Annotated in this window: 12 protein-coding genes; 1 reads left to right on the top strand and 11 read right to left on the bottom strand. The window is 59.3% G+C overall.

Translation table 11 applies throughout. The annotated features are described in order from the left end of the window. Positions 1-121: 121 nt before the first annotated feature. The gene (gene carB / locus ROG8370_RS12670; RefSeq protein WP_085827572.1) at positions 122-3,433 is read left to right on the top strand and encodes a carbamoyl-phosphate synthase large subunit; all 3,312 of its coding nucleotides are present in this window, start codon (positions 122-124) and stop codon (positions 3,431-3,433) included. Between the two features lie 439 nt (positions 3,434-3,872). On the opposite strand, the gene ROG8370_RS12665 is transcribed toward carB, so the two are convergent. The 11 genes from ROG8370_RS12665 to secY form a co-directional block, all read right to left on the bottom strand. Continuing rightward, positions 3,873-5,558 carry an ABC transporter ATP-binding protein gene (locus ROG8370_RS12665; RefSeq protein ID WP_085827571.1) on the bottom strand — a complete coding sequence of 562 codons (1,686 nt, stop codon included), beginning with the start codon at positions 5,556-5,558 and terminating at the stop codon, positions 3,873-3,875. A 6-nt stretch (positions 5,559-5,564) separates the two neighbouring features. After that, the gene (locus ROG8370_RS12660; protein ID WP_139838131.1) at positions 5,565-6,803 is read right to left on the bottom strand and encodes an ABC transporter permease; all 1,239 of its coding nucleotides are present in this window, start codon (positions 6,801-6,803) and stop codon (positions 5,565-5,567) included. Between the two features lie 12 nt (positions 6,804-6,815). Continuing rightward, a complete protein-coding gene (locus ROG8370_RS12655) occupies positions 6,816-7,772 on the bottom strand; it encodes an ABC transporter permease (RefSeq protein WP_085827570.1) in 957 nt (318 codons plus the stop codon). 203 nt (positions 7,773-7,975) lie between these two features. Further along, the gene (locus ROG8370_RS12650; RefSeq protein ID WP_085827569.1) at positions 7,976-9,586 is read right to left on the bottom strand and encodes an ABC transporter substrate-binding protein; all 1,611 of its coding nucleotides are present in this window, start codon (positions 9,584-9,586) and stop codon (positions 7,976-7,978) included. Positions 9,587-9,803: 217 nt separating this feature from the next. Continuing rightward, positions 9,804-11,111 carry a replication-associated recombination protein A gene (locus ROG8370_RS12645; protein WP_085827568.1) on the bottom strand — a complete coding sequence of 436 codons (1,308 nt, stop codon included), beginning with the start codon at positions 11,109-11,111 and terminating at the stop codon, positions 9,804-9,806. 144 nt (positions 11,112-11,255) lie between these two features. Beyond that, positions 11,256-11,681, bottom strand: coding sequence for a 50S ribosomal protein L17 (gene rplQ, locus ROG8370_RS12640; protein ID WP_073199673.1), 426 nt, complete (start codon positions 11,679-11,681; stop codon positions 11,256-11,258). Positions 11,682-11,834: 153 nt separating this feature from the next. Next, the gene (locus ROG8370_RS12635) at positions 11,835-12,851 is read right to left on the bottom strand and encodes a DNA-directed RNA polymerase subunit alpha (RefSeq protein ID WP_073199748.1); all 1,017 of its coding nucleotides are present in this window, start codon (positions 12,849-12,851) and stop codon (positions 11,835-11,837) included. 115 nt (positions 12,852-12,966) lie between these two features. Beyond that, positions 12,967-13,356, bottom strand: a complete 390-nt coding sequence (rpsK, locus tag ROG8370_RS12630; protein ID WP_073199670.1) for a 30S ribosomal protein S11 — start codon at positions 13,354-13,356, stop codon at positions 12,967-12,969. A gap of 14 nt (positions 13,357-13,370) precedes the next feature. After that, positions 13,371-13,739: a 30S ribosomal protein S13 gene (rpsM, locus tag ROG8370_RS12625; RefSeq protein ID WP_073199668.1), complete on the bottom strand. Its 369-nt coding sequence runs from the start codon at positions 13,737-13,739 to the stop codon at positions 13,371-13,373. 195 nt (positions 13,740-13,934) lie between these two features. Beyond that, positions 13,935-14,579 carry an adenylate kinase gene (locus ROG8370_RS12620; protein ID WP_085827567.1) on the bottom strand — a complete coding sequence of 215 codons (645 nt, stop codon included), beginning with the start codon at positions 14,577-14,579 and terminating at the stop codon, positions 13,935-13,937. Beyond that, a complete protein-coding gene (gene secY / locus ROG8370_RS12615) occupies positions 14,576-15,940 on the bottom strand; it encodes a preprotein translocase subunit SecY (RefSeq protein WP_085827566.1) in 1,365 nt (454 codons plus the stop codon). The genes ROG8370_RS12620 and secY overlap by 4 nt, the downstream gene beginning before the upstream one ends. Between the last annotated feature and the right edge of the window lie 17 nt (positions 15,941-15,957).

Genomic DNA, 15,957 nt, shown 5'->3' with positions numbered 1-15,957 from the left:
GGCCGGGTTTGGCGGATAGATCGCGGATCAGGCCTTGCACACCGCAGGATCATGGATATAACCCGCTCCAATTTGCGTGTGCAGGCCTCTGCCTGCGCCCATTTAGCTGCCCGGGGGCCCCATGCCAAAAAGAACCGATATTTCATCCATCATGATCATCGGAGCGGGGCCTATCATCATCGGTCAGGCCTGTGAATTCGACTATTCCGGCGCTCAGGCCTGCAAGGCGCTGCGCGAGGAAGGATACCGCGTTATCCTCGTCAACTCGAACCCGGCCACGATCATGACCGACCCCGAACTGGCCGATGCCACCTATATCGAGCCGATCACCCCCGAGATCATCGCCAAGATCATCGAGAAAGAGCGCCCCGATGCCTTGCTGCCCACGATGGGCGGGCAAACCGGGTTGAACACCGCTCTGGCCGTCGCCGATATGGGCGTGCTTGAGAAATACGGTGTCGAACTTATCGGCGCCAATCGCGCCGCCATCGAGATGGCCGAAGACCGCAAGCTTTTCCGCGAGGCGATGGACCGGCTTGGCATAGAGAACCCCAAGGCGACGATTGCCAACACCATGGAAGAATGCATGGCCGCGATTGATTATGTCGGCCTGCCCGCGATCATCCGCCCCGCCTTTACTCTTGGCGGCACCGGCGGCGGCGTGGCCTATAATCGCGACGATTACGAGCATTTCTGCAAGACCGGTCTTGATGCCTCGCCCGTTAGCCAGATCCTGATCGACGAATCGCTTCTGGGCTGGAAAGAATTCGAGATGGAGGTCGTGCGCGACAAGGCCGACAATGCCATCATCGTCTGTGCCATCGAAAACGTCGATCCGATGGGCGTGCATACCGGCGACAGCATCACCGTGGCCCCGGCCCTGACGCTGACGGACAAAGAATATCAGATCATGCGCAATCAGAGCATTGCCGTGCTGCGCGAGATCGGCGTCGAAACCGGCGGCTCGAACGTGCAATGGGCGGTGAACCCCGCCGATGGCCGCATGGTCGTGATCGAGATGAACCCGCGGGTGTCGCGCTCGTCTGCTCTTGCCTCCAAGGCAACGGGTTTTCCGATTGCCAAGATCGCCGCGAAACTGGCCGTCGGCTATACGCTGGACGAGCTGGATAACGACATCACGCGCGTCACCCCCGCGAGCTTTGAGCCGACAATCGACTATGTCGTCACCAAGATTCCGCGCTTTGCCTTTGAGAAATTCGCCGGCGCCAAGCCGCATCTGACAACCGCGATGAAATCGGTCGGCGAGGCAATGGCGATTGGCCGCACCATCCACGAGAGCCTGCAAAAGGCGCTTGCGAGCATGGAAACCGGGCTTACCGGCTTTGACGAGGTGGTGATCGAGGGCGCAACGGACGCAACCTCGGGCAAGGCCGCCGTGATCAAGGCGATCAGCCAGGCCACGCCCGACCGGATGCGCACCATCGCCCAGGCGATGCGCCATGGTCTTAGCGATGACGAGATCAACGCCGCGACCGCCTTTGATCCGTGGTTTCTTGCCCGCATCCGCGAGATTGTCGAGGCCGAAGAAGACATTCGCCGCGATGGCCTTCCGCTGACCGAAGAGGGCCTGCGCGCGCTCAAGATGCTTGGCTTTACCGATGCGCGGCTGGCCACTCTGACCGGGCGTGACGAAGGCCAGGTCCGGCGCGCGCGTCGTAACCTTGGGGTGCGGGCCGTGTTCAAGCGGATCGACACCTGCGCCGCCGAATTCGAGGCCCAGACGCCTTATATGTATTCCACCTACGAATCGCCGATGATGGGCGAGGTCGAGTGTGAATCGCGCCCCTCTGATCGCAAGAAAGTGGTCATTCTTGGCGGTGGTCCGAACCGGATCGGCCAGGGGATCGAGTTTGATTATTGCTGCTGTCACGCCTGTTTCGCCCTAACCAAGGCGGGCTATGAAACCATCATGATCAACTGTAACCCCGAGACGGTTTCGACCGATTATGACACCTCGGACCGGTTGTATTTCGAGCCGCTGACATTCGAACACGTCATGGAAATCCTGACCACCGAACAGGAAAACGGCACCCTGCATGGCGTCATCGTTCAGTTCGGCGGTCAAACCCCGCTCAAGCTTGCCCGCGCGCTTGAGGCCGAAGGTATCCCGATCCTCGGCACCACGCCAGACGCCATTGACCTTGCGGAAGACCGCGAGCGTTTTCAAGAGCTTGTCAACAAACTTGGCCTGAAGCAGCCGCACAACGGCATCGCCAGCACCGACGAACAGGCGCTTGCGATTGCCGATGATATCGGCTTTCCGCTGGTCATTCGCCCCTCTTATGTTCTGGGTGGCCGCGCGATGGAGATCGTGCGCGACATGGCCCATCTCGAGCGTTACATCGCCGAGGCGGTTGTGGTTTCCGGCGATAGCCCGGTCTTGCTTGACAGCTATCTGTCGGGCGCGATCGAATGCGATGTTGATGCGCTTTGTGACGGTGAAACCGTGCATGTGGCCGGCATCATGCAGCACATCGAAGAGGCCGGCGTGCATTCGGGCGACAGCGCCTGTTCACTGCCGCCCTATTCGCTCAGCGACGAGATGATCGCGCGCATCAAGGTGCAGACCGAAGCGCTTGCATTGGCGCTGAACGTGGTCGGGTTGATGAACGTGCAATTCGCGGTCAAGGATGATGAAATCTACCTGATCGAGGTCAACCCGCGCGCGAGCCGTACGGTGCCCTTTGTCGCCAAGGCCACCGATTCGGCCATCGCCGCGATTGCCGCGCGCCTCATGGCGGGCGAGAAAATGTCGGCCTTCCCGTTCCGTGGCTTTTACCCCAAGGACACCAAGCCCGGCACCCTGCCGATGGCCGATCAGATGACGCTGGCCGATCCCAACATGCCGTGGTTCTCGGTCAAAGAGGCGGTGCTTCCCTTCGCGCGCTTCCCCGGTGTGGATACGATCCTTGGCCCGGAAATGCGCTCGACCGGCGAGGTTATGGGCTGGGATGTGTCCTTCCCGCGGGCCTTCCTCAAGGCGCAGATGGGGGCCGGCGTTGACCTGCCCACAAGCGGCAAGGTGTTTATCTCGATCAAGGATACCGATAAGACGCCGGACCTTGTTGAGGCCGCGCGCGTGCTTGTCGATCTTGGCTTTAGCATCGTCGCCACGCGCGGCACGGCGACCTTCCTCAAGGAGCAGGACATCACCTGCGAGGTGGTCAACAAGGTCTACGAGGGGCGCCCAAATATCGTTGATATGCTGAAGGACGGCCAGATCGCGCTTGTGATGAACACCACCGAAGGCGCGCAAGCGGTTGAAGACAGCCGCGAAATCCGCTCGGTCGCTCTTTATGACAAGATTCCCTACTTCACCACCGCCGCCGGCTCGCATGCCGCCGCTCTGGCCATCAAGGCCCGCGAAGAAGGTGAGTTGAAGGTGATGCCGTTGCAGGGCAGCAACACCTGATTATCCGGTGCAGGTCGTCAACGGCCTGCACCGCGCATGTCCTGTCGTTTTTTGACATCGTTACGACGACTCTGGCCGCCATGCGCCATACGCCTAGCAGAGTTGCGGCAACTGCATGAATTTTATCTATTTTACCCATTGCGCCATGGAAAAATTCGCATATGTGCTGGTCACAGATGAAATATCGACTGTAGCTGTAACGCCAAGGACGGAGGCCCAACATGACCCGCGACGAACTGAACCGCGAATTGCGTATGCATAGTGCAAGCTGGCCTGCCGTGCTGATCGTCTATGGGATGATCGTTGGCACCATGGCCCTGTCGGCGATGGCGATCCTCTGATCGCGCTGCACGCGCCCTTCAAACCCTGTTGAAATGCAAAATGGCGGTGGGTTTCCCCATCCGCCATTTCTCTTTTTATGCCACAGGTGGCCACTGGCCTAGGTGGTGCTGACCTTCTTGTCTTTGGGATCAATCCGCGCCGCTGCCGCATCACCGACATTGTCGATGCCGCGCTCTTCAAGCAGCGTGGTAAGCCAGTTCGGGTCCATCTCGGGCACCGAGCTTAGCAACAGGTCGGTATAGGGATGGTGGGGCGGCGTGAACATGTCGTCCTTGGGCCCCTGCTCCACCACCTTGCCGTGCTGCATCACCACCACCTCATCCGCGATGGACCGCACCGTGGCAAGATCGTGGGTGATAAACATATAGGCCAGGTTAAGCTCGTCCTGAAGCCGGTCCAGCAGGCGCAGGATGCCTTCGGCCACCAGCTGATCGAGCGCCGATGTGACCTCGTCGCAGACGATAAAGCTTGGCTCGGCCGCAAGCGCGCGGGCGATGCCGATCCGCTGTTTCTGCCCACCCGAAAGCTCTGGTGGATAGCGGTTGTAATACTGCGACGGCTCAAGCTCGATCAGATCAAGCAGTTCATCTACCCGGTTCTTGAGCTTGGCGCCCTTCAACCCCGAATAGAACGCCGCCGGTCGCCCGATGATCTCGGATATCTTGACCTTTGGATTGAGCGCCGTATCGGCCATCTGATAGATCATCTGACACTGGCGCAGCTGATCCTTGGTGCGGTTGCGATAATCCGGCGGGAACGGCTCGCCCCGGAACAGGATTTCACCCTTGGAGGGCGGCAAAAGCCCGGTGATACAACGCGCCGTGGTCGACTTGCCCGAGCCGGATTCGCCCACGACGGCAACGGTCATGCCCTCGTAGATATCAAAGCTGACGTCATCGAGAACCTTGTCGCCACCGGTATAGGAGGCATCGACATTGCGCACCGAAATCAGCGGCACACCATCCTTGGGGCGATACTTCTGCGGGCTTTCAAAGCTGCGCACGGCCCAGAGGGATTTGGTGTATTCCTCCTGCGGGTTGTCGAGCATCTCTTTGGTCGAGGCCTCTTCAACCTCTTCGCCCTTGAGCAGAACCTTGATCGTGTCGGCCATCTGCGCGACCACCGCCAGGTCGTGGGTGATATAGATCGCGGCGGTGTTGTATTCCTCGACGATGTCCCGGATCGCGGCCAAAACCTCGATCTGGGTGGTCACGTCAAGCGCGGTGGTCGGCTCGTCAAAGATGATCAGGTCAGGGCGACATGACATCGCCATCGCGGTCATTGCGCGCTGCAACTGTCCGCCAGACACCTGGTGAGGATAGCGAAAGCCGATCTCGGTCGGGTTCGGCAGGCGCAGCTTTTCATAAAGCTGCATCGCGTCCTCTTGCGCCTCGACCCGCTTTTTAATGCGGTATTGCAAGGGGGCTTCGGTGTGCTGGTCGATGATCTTATGGGCCGGGTTGAACGAGGCCGCCGCCGATTGCGCCACATAGGCGATCCGCGAGCCGCGCAACGCGCGCCGCTCGCTTTCTGTGGCAGTGGTCAACTCCATCCCGTCAAACTCGATCGAGCCGTTCGAGATACGCGTGCCATCGCGGGCATAGCCCATACAGGCCGCCCCGATCGTCGATTTGCCGGCACCCGATTCACCGATAAGGCCCATGACCTCGCCGCGGTGCAGGGTCAGGTCGACACCCTTGATGATGTCGACCCAGCTTTCATCGGAATAGCCCTGAATTTTCAGGTCCCTGATCTTCAGAAGAACGTCTTTATTCTTTGTCATATCCGATTACCCTTTCAGGCCAGAGGAGCGGTGCAGCATCCAGTCGACCACAAAGTTGATCGCGACGGTCAGCAAGGCGATAGCCCCCGCAGGAATGAGCGGTGTGACATCACCGAACGAGATCAGCGTCGCGTTCTCACGCACCATTGAACCCCAGTCCGCCGTCGGTGGCTGAATGCCAAGGCCGAGGAAGCTTAGGCCGGCAATGAGAAGGAACACGAAACAGAATTCCAACCCGAACTCGGCCACCAGAGGCGCGGTCGAGTTGGGCAGGATTTCACGCCGGATAAGATACCAGGTGCGTTCCCCACGAAGTTTCGCGGCCTCGATATAGTCCATCACCACCACGTTGCCCGCAACCGCGCGCGTCAGGCGGAACACCCGAGGGCTATAGATCACCGCAACCACGAGAACGAGGATGATCTCGGAGGGGTTGAAGATCACCAACATGCCAAGCGCAAAGGAGGTCGAAACCCCGGCAAGCACCGCAAGGCCGATGATCCAGCCAAGAAGACTTCGCTCTGATACCGCCGTGACCACCAACAGGCCGGTAACGCCGGCAAAGATGGTCAACAGGACAAAGCTCGTGGTGTTGTTGGCCAGCTCGCCACCAAAGATCGACAGCATCAAAAGCGCGAAGATCAGCGAGGGGATCGACATGATCACATCCGAGGTGCGCGCCAGGATCTGGTCAAACCAGCCCCCGGTTGTCGCCGCCAAAAGCCCGGCAAGCGCGCCCAGCAAAAAGGCCATGACGGTCCCTGCCAAAGCAAGGGCAACGGTGTTACGCGCGCCAAAGATGACCCGGCTGAACATATCGCGGCCAAGCTGATCCGCGCCCAAGAGCATGGTTTCATCCGGCGGCGCAAAGGCCGAGGAAATGATCTGAGCCTCGCCGAACGGCGCAATCCAGGGCGCGAAGATACCGGCGATGGCATAGGTGAAGATGATGAACATCCCAAACCCTGCCGTCAGCGGTGCGGTGCGCAATTCCTTGGCAAGGTTGGTCGGCGCAATGGCCACCAGAAACTCTCGGAAGGCATAGGATACCATCGCCGACAGCGCCAGAAGCCCGGCACAGATTGCGACGATGCGCAACGCGCCAACCCCGCCGACGATACCCAGAATGAACGAGACCAAAGTCAGCGAAAACAACAGCAGAAACGCCGAGCGCTTGTTGTAGAACGCCGCAAGACAGGACCCGCCCAGAAGCAGAGTGTAGTAGATAATGACGAAAACATTCATGTCTCTGCCCCCTTATTTCGGATGCCGCAGGCGCGGGTTGGTCAAGATAGCCCCCACATCCGCCGCAAGGTTAAGAAGGATAAAGGTCGCCGCAAAGATCAAGCAGCAGGCCTGTACCACGGGGAAGTCACGCTTTGACACCGAATCGACAAGCGCCTGCCCGATACCGGGATAGACGAAGACCACCTCGACAAGCACCACGCCGGTGATGAGATAGGCGAGGTTCAGGGCCACAACGTTGATGATCGGCGCCCAGGCATTGGGAAGCGCGTGCTTCACGATCACCTTCCAGGGCGGTGTGCCCTTGAGGCGCGCCATCTCGATATAAGGCGAGGCGAGAAGGTTGATAATCGCCGCTCGGGTCATGCGCATCATATGCGCCGTCACCACAAGCACCAGCGTCAGCGCCGGCAGGAAGGTACGATGCAACAGCTCGCCAAAGGTCATGTCGTTGCTCAGGCTGGCAATCGCCGGGAACATGCCGGTTTTGACCGCAAGATAGAGAATGAGGATATAGCCGAGAAAGAATTCGGGGCTTGAGATCGAGGTGAGCGTCAGAACGTTGACAACCCGGTCAAAGATCGAATTGCGCAAAAGCGCCACGAGAACACCGAGAACAATCGAGATCGGCACCGCGATAACGGCCGCATAGGCCGCCAGGAAAAGCGTGTTGGCAAAGCGCGTGCTGATCGTATCGACGACGCTTTCGCCGGTCACGATGGAATTGCCAAAGTCGAACATGACCGCACTGGTGAGCCAATCAAAATACCGCACGAGGGCTGGCTGATCCAGGCCCATTTCCTTGCGCAAAGCAGCAAGGTTTTCCGGTGTTGCGCCCTGTCCAAGAACCGCCTGGGCAATGTCGCCCGGCAGCAATTCGACCATGAAGAAGATAATTGCCGAAATAATCAGCAAAATCCCCAGTCCTAATCCAAGCCGTTTTCCAACGAGCCTTAGAATATCTCCCATTTGTCCCTCCTGCTGTCTGCTCTGGCATCCGCTGTTTCATATGAACACAGATTGCCGATTTGGCAGATTCGTTTTTTTTGCTCTGACCGGGATTTGGTGTCGCCCCGTTCTGGCTTGTGGCTCCGACGCAGTTTGGGAAATCATTCGGATGCGCCGCAGCAGCGAAAACCCGGCGCCAGTGACGCCGGGTTTCGGTGTTGTGTTTAGCCTTCGAACCACCAGCGGCTGGCGGCGCGGGCGCCATCCATTTGCCAGCTTGCAGCAAGATCCGGCCCATGCTGGACGTTCTTGCGGCGCGCGTAGACAAAGTTCGGGAAGAACGGGATAATCGTGCCGCCATCATCACGCGCCAGCAGTGCCATCTCGTGATACATCTCGGCGCGACGGGTTTCGTCCAGTTCCGCCTTGGCCGCCAAAAGCAGCTCGTTAAAGCGGGCGTTCTGCCAATGCGACTCGTTCCAGGATGCATCGTCCTTATAGGCAAGGCTGTACATCACGTCCGGCGTCGGACGTGCGCCCCACTGAACCGCACACCATGGCTTTTTCAGCCAGACATCCGAATAGTAGCCATCGTTCGGCTCGCGGATGACGTTGATGTCGATGCCCGATTGCTTGGCCTGCTCGGAGTAGAGGACGCACATGTCGACGGCCCCCGAATAGACCGAGTCGGCCACGCTGAGGTTGACCGAAAGCCCTTCGGCCCCGGCCTTTTTCAACAGCGACTTGGCCTGCTCCGGGTCATACTCGCGCTGCGGGATATCATCGGGCCAATAGGGCATGGCAGGCGAATGATGGAAGTCATTGCCGACCGAAGCCGCGCCAAAGGCGATCTTCTCGATGATCTCGTTGCGGTCGATCGACAGCTTGAGCGCGTTGCGTACATCGGGGTTGTCGAACGGCGCCACGTCGCAGAGCATCGGCATGGTGATCGCAGCGGCCGAGGGCACGTTGTCGATGACGATGTTGGGATCGCGCTGAAGCAGTGCGAGCGTTTTGAGCTCGAGCTGGGTGATCGCATCCACGTCACCAGTGACAAGCGCGGTCTGACGGGCGTTTGGATCGTTGAGAACCGTGACCACGACCTCGTCGAAATAGGCGCCGTCAAGGTGCCAGTCTTCGTGCCGCGTAAACGTATAGCCGACACCGAACTCGGTGTTGGTAAGCTTGTACGGGCCACAGCCATCGCCGGATTTCCAGCTTGCCGTGCCATCGTCATTCGCGGGCACCATGGCCAGGTGATAATCGGTCATCAGCCACGGTAGGTCGGCATTGCCCGAGCCCAGCTTGACGGTGATCGAGTGATCGCCGTTATCCACGATATCCTGAACATCGGTCAAAAGCGCCTTGGCCGCCGATGTCGAGCTTTCACCGCGGTGGTGGTTCAGCGAGGCAATCACGTCAGCCGCAGTCACCTTGCCGCCGCTGTGCCAGGTGGCACCGGGGTTCAGCGTGAACGTCCATTCCTTGGCGTCCGGGGTTGCCGACCATTCGCTGGCGACATCCGGCCCCAGAGAGCCGTCGGGCTCGATCAAGGTCAGATACGAACGGAAGGTATGCGCCACCTGAATCATCGAGAAAGTCACATATGTGCCGGGATCGTGGGTATCGGATGTGTTGCCGTCATGGGCGCCGAGGCGGAAGATGCCGCCGCGCGACGGGGCCGCCTTGGCGGACGTGCCCCAAAGGCCGGTAGCCGCCGAGGCTGTTACGCCTGCTGCGGCCGCATAATTCATGAACGAGCGGCGCGAGATGGTCCCGGTACGGGCCGCATCGGCAAGCTTGTCCAAAAGGATCTGGTCCTTGTTCTTTGTCATAAGATTTCCCTGTTTGTTGTGTGATCTGTCATTGGAGAGGCCATTTTGCTGACCCTCACCAAAAGCTTCCTGTTACGACGGTTTAGAAGGATGCTTAGATACGACATTTTTCAAGCAAAACACGAAACTGGCCGCGTTTCCAGCCCTTAATCCTTAAGCCGACAAAGTTTCAGGACCAAAAATTTCACATATTTCCGGCGCAACACGCGTAAAAAGCTTAGCCACGCCGCGCGCGCAACTTGGAAAAGTAGTCGAGTCGTTTTTTGAGCTCGCGTTCAAAACCGCGTTCGACCGGCTGGTATAGCACCGGGCGTTTCATGGTGTCAGGAAAGTAATTCTGGCCCGAAAACCCGTCTTCTGCATCATGATCATAGGCATAGCCCGCGCCATAGCCCTGCTCGGCCATAAGCTTGGTCGGCGCGTTCAGAATGTGCTTGGGCGGCGGCTCGCTTCCGGTTTTCTTGGCCTCGCGCATGGCGGCCTTATAGGCCACGTAACCAGCATTCGATTTCGGCGCGAGCGCCAGATAGGTTACCGCCTGCGCAAGCGCCAACTCGCCCTCGGGGCTTCCCAATCGTTCGTAGGTTTCCCAGGCGTGCAGACAGACGGTTTGCGCCTGCGGGTCGGCAAGCCCGATATCCTCGACCGCCATGCGGATGATGCGCCGCGCGAGGTACCGTGGGTCTTCGCCGCCGGTCAGCATCCGCGCGAACCAGTAAAGCGCCGCGTCGGGGTCTGATCCGCGCACCGATTTATGCAACGCCGAAATCAGGTTGTAATGCTCGTCGCCACCCTTGTCATATTTCGCCGCACGCTTCATCAGGCGGGTCGACAGGGCCGTTTTATCAAGCTTGACCTCGGTCTTCCACGCCGCCACCTGTTCGATCAGGTTCAGCAGGGCGCGCCCGTCGCCATCCGCCATCTCCAAAAGCGTCTCGCGCGCCGGGCCATCAAGCGGCAGGGTACGGCCAAGATCGGCCTCGGCGCGTTGCGCCAGCCGCTCAAGATCGGCAAGCGCCAGCCGCTCCAGCACCAGAACCTGCGCGCGGCTCATCAGGGCGGCGTTCAGCTCGAAACTCGGGTTCTCCGTGGTGGCGCCGACCAAAAGGATCGTGCCATCCTCCATATAAGGCAAAAAGCCGTCCTGCTGGGCCTTGTTGAAGCGATGGATTTCATCGACGAACAACAGCGTGCCCTGCCCGTTGGCGCGGCGATGCTTGGCGGCGTCAAAGACCTTGCGCAGGTCCGGCACGCCGGTGAAAATCGCGCTGATCTGGACGAAATGCAGGTCGGTTTCATCCGCCAAAAGCCGCGCGATGGTGGTTTTGCCCACACCGGGCGGGCCCCAAAAGACCAGCGACGTGAGACTGCCAGAGGCCAGCATCACCCCAAGCGGCGCCTCGGGGCCAAGCACCTGATCCTGTCCGATCACATCGCCAAGCCTGCGCGGGCGCAGCCGATCCGCAAGCGGGCGCGGCGCGGTGTCAGGCGGCGTGTCGCCCGGTGTTTGAAAGAGATCAGCCATGGGTGCATCCTAGCGCGCCGACCGATGCGGCGCACGTAGATATGCGCAGGCAGGGGGCGGAATGCAAGCCAGAGCCGGGCAAACGTAAAACGCCGCCAACCCTTGGGTCAGCGGCGTTCAAATTCTGTTGGGACAGGCCGGGTATCAGGCCTCGTCAGCCTCAACCTCAGCCGCGGCAACGCGGGCCTTGTCGCCGGCACCCTTGGCATTCACATCGCGCTCAACGAACTCGATGATCGCCATCGGCGCCATGTCACCATAACGGAAACCGGCCTTGAGAACGCGGACGTAACCGCCCTGACGGTCCTTGTAGCGGGGGCCAAGCACGTCGAACAGTTTCGCGACATACTGGTCCTGCTTGAGCTGAGCAGCAGCCTGGCGGCGCGCGTGCAGATCACCCCGTTTGCCAAGCGTGATCATCTTTTCGATGATCCGGCGCAGTTCTTTTGCCTTGGGCAGGGTGGTTTTGATTTGCTCATGTTCGATGAGCGAGCCGGCCATGTTCGCCCAAAGCGCCTTGCGGTGCTCATGGGTACGGTTCAGGCGGCGGTAGCCTCTTGCGTGACGCATTTGATGGTCTCCTTAGCGTGTTTTGCTTTGTCCGGCGGTCTGATGCGTGTCAGCCGCTCTCCTTGGGGCATTGGCCCATATTTTCCCCGGCAGTCCGGGCATTTATCCCACCCTACGAAGCGATCCGTAGGGTGGGTGTAACCCACGCGTGTCTTAGAACGCGTCTTCGAATTTCTTGGCCAGATCCTCGATGTTGTCGGGCGGCCAATCTTCGACGTCCATGCCGAGGTGAAGGCCCATGCCGCTGAGAACTTCTTTGATCTCGTTCAGCGACTTGCGGCCAAAGTTCGGCGTGCGCAGCATCTCTGCTTCGGTCTTCTGAATCAGATCGCCGATGTAAACGATGTTGTCGTTCTTTAGACAGTTGGCAGAGCGCACCGACAATTCAAGCTCGTCCACCTTCTTGAGAAGAAGCGGGTTGAACTCAAGACCATCGTCTTCGTCCTGGCGACCGGCGGCTTCGGGCTCGTCAAAGTTGACGAAGATCGAAAGCTGATCCTGAAGGATACGCGCGGCATAGGCCACGGCATCATCCGGCGTGATCGAGCCGTCGGTTTCGATTTTCATGGTCAGCTTGTCATAATCCAGAACCTGGCCCTCGCGGGTGGGTTGAACGTCATAGCTGACTTTGGAAATCGGCGAATAGATCGCGTCGATCGGAATAAGACCGATGGGCGCATCTTCGGGTTTGTTCTTGTCGGCCGCGACATAGCCTTTGCCCTGGTTCACGGTCAGTTCCATGAACAGATCGGCACCCTCGTCGAGGTGGCAAATCACGTGTTCCTTGTTCAGGATCTCGATGCCCGCGCTGTCGGAAATGTCGCCAGCGGTGACGACGCCCGGACCCTTGGCATTGACCGAAAGGCGCTTGGGCCCTTCAACTTCCATGCGAAGCGCCACGCCTTTGAGGTTCAGCACGATGTCGGTGACGTCTTCGCGCACACCAGCAACACTTGAAAACTCATGCAGCACGTTGTCGATCTGCACGGCGGTGATGGCCGCGCCTTGCAGCGACGACAACAGCACCCGGCGCAGAGCGTTGCCAAGCGTAAGACCAAAGCCGCGCTCAAGCGGTTCGGCGGTCAGAACGGCCTGACGCAGCGGGTCATTGCCCGGTTTTACGTCAAGCTGTGTCGGCTTGATCAATTCAGCCCAGTTTTTGTGGATCATGCGTCCCTCCATTCCAGTTCCGTTCCCATGTCCAAATGTTCAGAACGCCCGAGGTATTAAAATGACGAAAAGGGGACCGCGCAAAACTGCGCGGCCCCACTTGGTGTGTCTCAGATCAGACCCGGCGACGTTTCGGCGGGCGGCAACCGTTGTGCGCCATCGGGGTCACATCACGGATCGAGGTGATGTTGAAGCCAACGGCGGCCAGAGCGCGCAGTGCCGATTCACGACCCGAACCGGGGCCCTGAACTTCGACTTCGAGGGTGCGCATGCCGTGATCCTGGGCCTTCTTGCCGGCGTCTTCTGCGGCCATCTGGGCAGCATAGGGCGTCGATTTACGCGAGCCTTTGAAACCGCAGGTGCCGGCCGACGACCATGCGATCGCATTGCCCTGCACGTCCGAAATCAGGATCTTGGTGTTGTTGAAGGAAGAGTTCACATGAGCAACGCCGGTGGCGATGTTCTTGGAGACCTTCTTTTTGGTGCGTTTGGTATCGCGTGCCATTGATCAGCCCTCCCTTATTTCTTCTTGCCGGCAATGGCCTTTGCGGGGCCCTTGCGTGTGCGTGCGTTGGTATGTGTGCGCTGACCGCGAACCGGAAGGTTGCGACGGTGACGCAGGCCACGGTAGCAGCCAAGATCCATCAGACGCTTGATGTTCATCTGCGTGTCACGACGCAGGTCACCTTCGACGGTGTAGTTGGCGTCGATGTGCTCGCGCAGGGCCAGGGCCTCGGCGTCGGAAAGCTCGTTCACGCGACGCGATGCGTCGATGTTCACGGCTTCACAGATGGCCTTGGCCGATGTGTGGCCGATACCAGTGATATATGTCAGGGCGATCGGGACCCGTTTGTGGGTCGGGATGTTTACGCCGGCGATACGTGCCAAATGTAAGTTCCTTTTCGTTGCGGTTCCGTAGCTCCAGAACCTTTTTTCACAACGTAAGCCCGAGGCGTTTACGCTTCGGGCCGCAGCTGAATTCAGGTGATGCGATTCAGTCCGGGCGCGACCCGATCAGAATCAATTCTCTCGCGAGATAGGGCTGGTTAGGGGGAAACCACGGGGGCGTCAAGCCCTGCCCCCTTATTTGTCAAGTTCCGACGCAATTGCCGATTGAACCTGCGCGATTTCGGCAAGGCCGTCGACCGAGGCAAGCTTGTCCTTGGCATAGTAATAGCCAAGCAGCGGCGAGGTTTTCTTGTAATATTCCATCAGCCGGTTGCGCAAGCTGTCTTCGTTGTCATCCGCCCGGCGTTTGACATCCGAAGACCCGCATTTGGCGCATTTGCCATCGGCGGGCCAGGGTTTGGTGATGTCGTTATAGACCTCGCCACAACCACCGCAGGTCGAGCGCGCGGTGATGCGCTCTACAAGCGCCTCGTCGTCAACCCGAAGCTCGATCACCGCGTCAAGCGTTTCGCCCTGCTCGGCCAGAAGATCGCCAAGCGCGTCGGCCTGCGGCAGGGTGCGCGGGAAGCCGTCAAAGATAAAGCCGCCCTTCTTGTCGCCCTGAAGCTTTTCGCGGATCAGCCCGATCACGATCTCATCGGTCACGAGGTCGCCGCGCGCCATCACATCGGCCACGACCTTGCCCATCTCAGAGCCGCTGTCCTTGGCATCGCGCAGCATATCACCAGTCGAAAGCTGGATCATGTCGCGGCTGGCGACCAGATGGTGCGCCTGCGTGCCTTTGCCTGCCCCCGGGGGCCCGAGAAGGATAATGTTCATCGGCGTGCTGCCCCTTTTCTGCGCGAGCGTTTCTTACCTTTACCGCTCAGCTGTGATTTCTCAATCAGACCTTCGTATTGATGCGCAAGCAAGTGGCTTTGCACCTGTTGGATCGTGTCCATCGTCACCGAGACCACGATCAGAACCGAGGTGCCGCCGAAGTAGAACGGAATGGAAAACTGGCTGCGCAGGATTTCCGGCATGAGACAGACAAGCGCAAGATAACCCGCACCAAGCACCAGCACGCGATTGACCACGTAATCAAGGTACTCGGCGGTTTTCTTGCCCGGACGCACGCCCGGTACAAAGCCGTTCTGGTTCTTGAGGTTGTCCGCCACATCGTCGGTCTTGAACGCCACGTTGAAGGTATAGAAATACGTGAAGAACACGATCATCAGCGTGAAGAACAACAGATAGAGCGGCTGACCGGGGCCGAAATAGGCCATGATCGTCGACATCACCGGGCTGGTCTGGGTGCCCGAAAACGTCGTGATCGTCGCGGGCAGAAGCAACAGAGAGCTGGCAAAAATCGCCGGGATAACGCCGGCCGGGTTTACCTTGATCGGAAGATGCGACGAACCGCCGTCATAGACCTTCATGCCCACCTGACGGCGCGGATACTGGATATGGATCTTGCGAAGCGAGCGCTCCATGAACACCACAAAGGCGATCACGGCCACCATCATGATCATCACGCCAATGATCACCGCCGGGCTGATTGCCCCCGAACGGCCCTGGCTAAAGAACTGCGCCAATGCGGCGGGGACTTCGGCGATGATGCCGACAAAAATGATCAGCGAGATGCCGTTGCCGATGCCGCGCGCGGTGATCTGTTCACCAAGCCACATCAGGAACATCGTGCCGCCGATCAGAGTGATCATGCAGGATGCAAGGAAAAAGCCGCCCGGATTGGTGACCATATCGCCCGACTGAAGGCTGACGGCCAGACCGTAAGATTGCAGCGTCGCAAGACCAACCGTGCCATAACGGGTGTATTGGTTGATCTTCTTGCGGCCCTGTTCGCCCTCTTTCTTCAGCTGTTCAAGCTGCGGCACCATCGCGGTCAGAAGCTGAACGATGATCGAGGCCGAAATATAGGGCATGATCCCCAGGGCAAAAATACCCATCCGGCCAAGCGCACCGCCGGTGAACATCGACAACATGCCGCCGATGCTGGCCTGTGCGCCTTCCATGAATTCGCGCAGGGCCGCGCCGTCAATACCGGGCACCGGGATATAGGTGCCAAGACGATAGACGATCAAAAGCCCCAGCGTAAACAGGATGCGTTTGCGAAGATCGGAGGCCTTACCAAGCGCTGACCAGCTGGTGTTGGCCGCCATTTGCTCTGCTGCAGATACCATTCGCGGGTCTCTTTCAT

It is taken from the genome of Roseovarius gaetbuli, assembly GCF_900172365.1.
Taxonomy (GTDB): Bacteria; Pseudomonadota; Alphaproteobacteria; order Rhodobacterales; family Rhodobacteraceae; genus Roseovarius; species Roseovarius gaetbuli.
The sequence above is the reverse complement of the archived record's forward strand: the minus strand, read 5'-3'. Positions and strand labels throughout refer to the sequence as shown.

Bases quoted from the DNA above. Each gene is read 5' to 3' on its own strand.
- carB (WP_085827572.1), top strand. From the start codon at position 122: ATGCCAAAAAGAACCGATATTTCATCCATCATGATCATCGGAGCGGGG.
- ROG8370_RS12665 (WP_085827571.1), bottom strand. From the start codon at position 5,558: ATGACAAAGAATAAAGACGTTCTTCTGAAGATCAGGGACCTGAAAATT.
- ROG8370_RS12660 (WP_139838131.1), bottom strand. From the start codon at position 6,803: ATGAATGTTTTCGTCATTATCTACTACACTCTGCTTCTGGGCGGGTCC.
- ROG8370_RS12655 (WP_085827570.1), bottom strand. From the start codon at position 7,772: ATGGGAGATATTCTAAGGCTCGTTGGAAAACGGCTTGGATTAGGACTG.
- ROG8370_RS12650 (WP_085827569.1), bottom strand. From the start codon at position 9,586: ATGACAAAGAACAAGGACCAGATCCTTTTGGACAAGCTTGCCGATGCG.
- ROG8370_RS12645 (WP_085827568.1), bottom strand. From the start codon at position 11,111: ATGGCTGATCTCTTTCAAACACCGGGCGACACGCCGCCTGACACCGCG.
- rplQ (WP_073199673.1), bottom strand. From the start codon at position 11,681: ATGCGTCACGCAAGAGGCTACCGCCGCCTGAACCGTACCCATGAGCAC.
- ROG8370_RS12635 (WP_073199748.1), bottom strand. From the start codon at position 12,851: ATGATCCACAAAAACTGGGCTGAATTGATCAAGCCGACACAGCTTGAC.
- rpsK (WP_073199670.1), bottom strand. From the start codon at position 13,356: ATGGCACGCGATACCAAACGCACCAAAAAGAAGGTCTCCAAGAACATC.
- ROG8370_RS12620 (WP_085827567.1), bottom strand. From the start codon at position 14,579: ATGAACATTATCCTTCTCGGGCCCCCGGGGGCAGGCAAAGGCACGCAG.
- secY (WP_085827566.1), bottom strand. From the start codon at position 15,940: ATGGTATCTGCAGCAGAGCAAATGGCGGCCAACACCAGCTGGTCAGCG.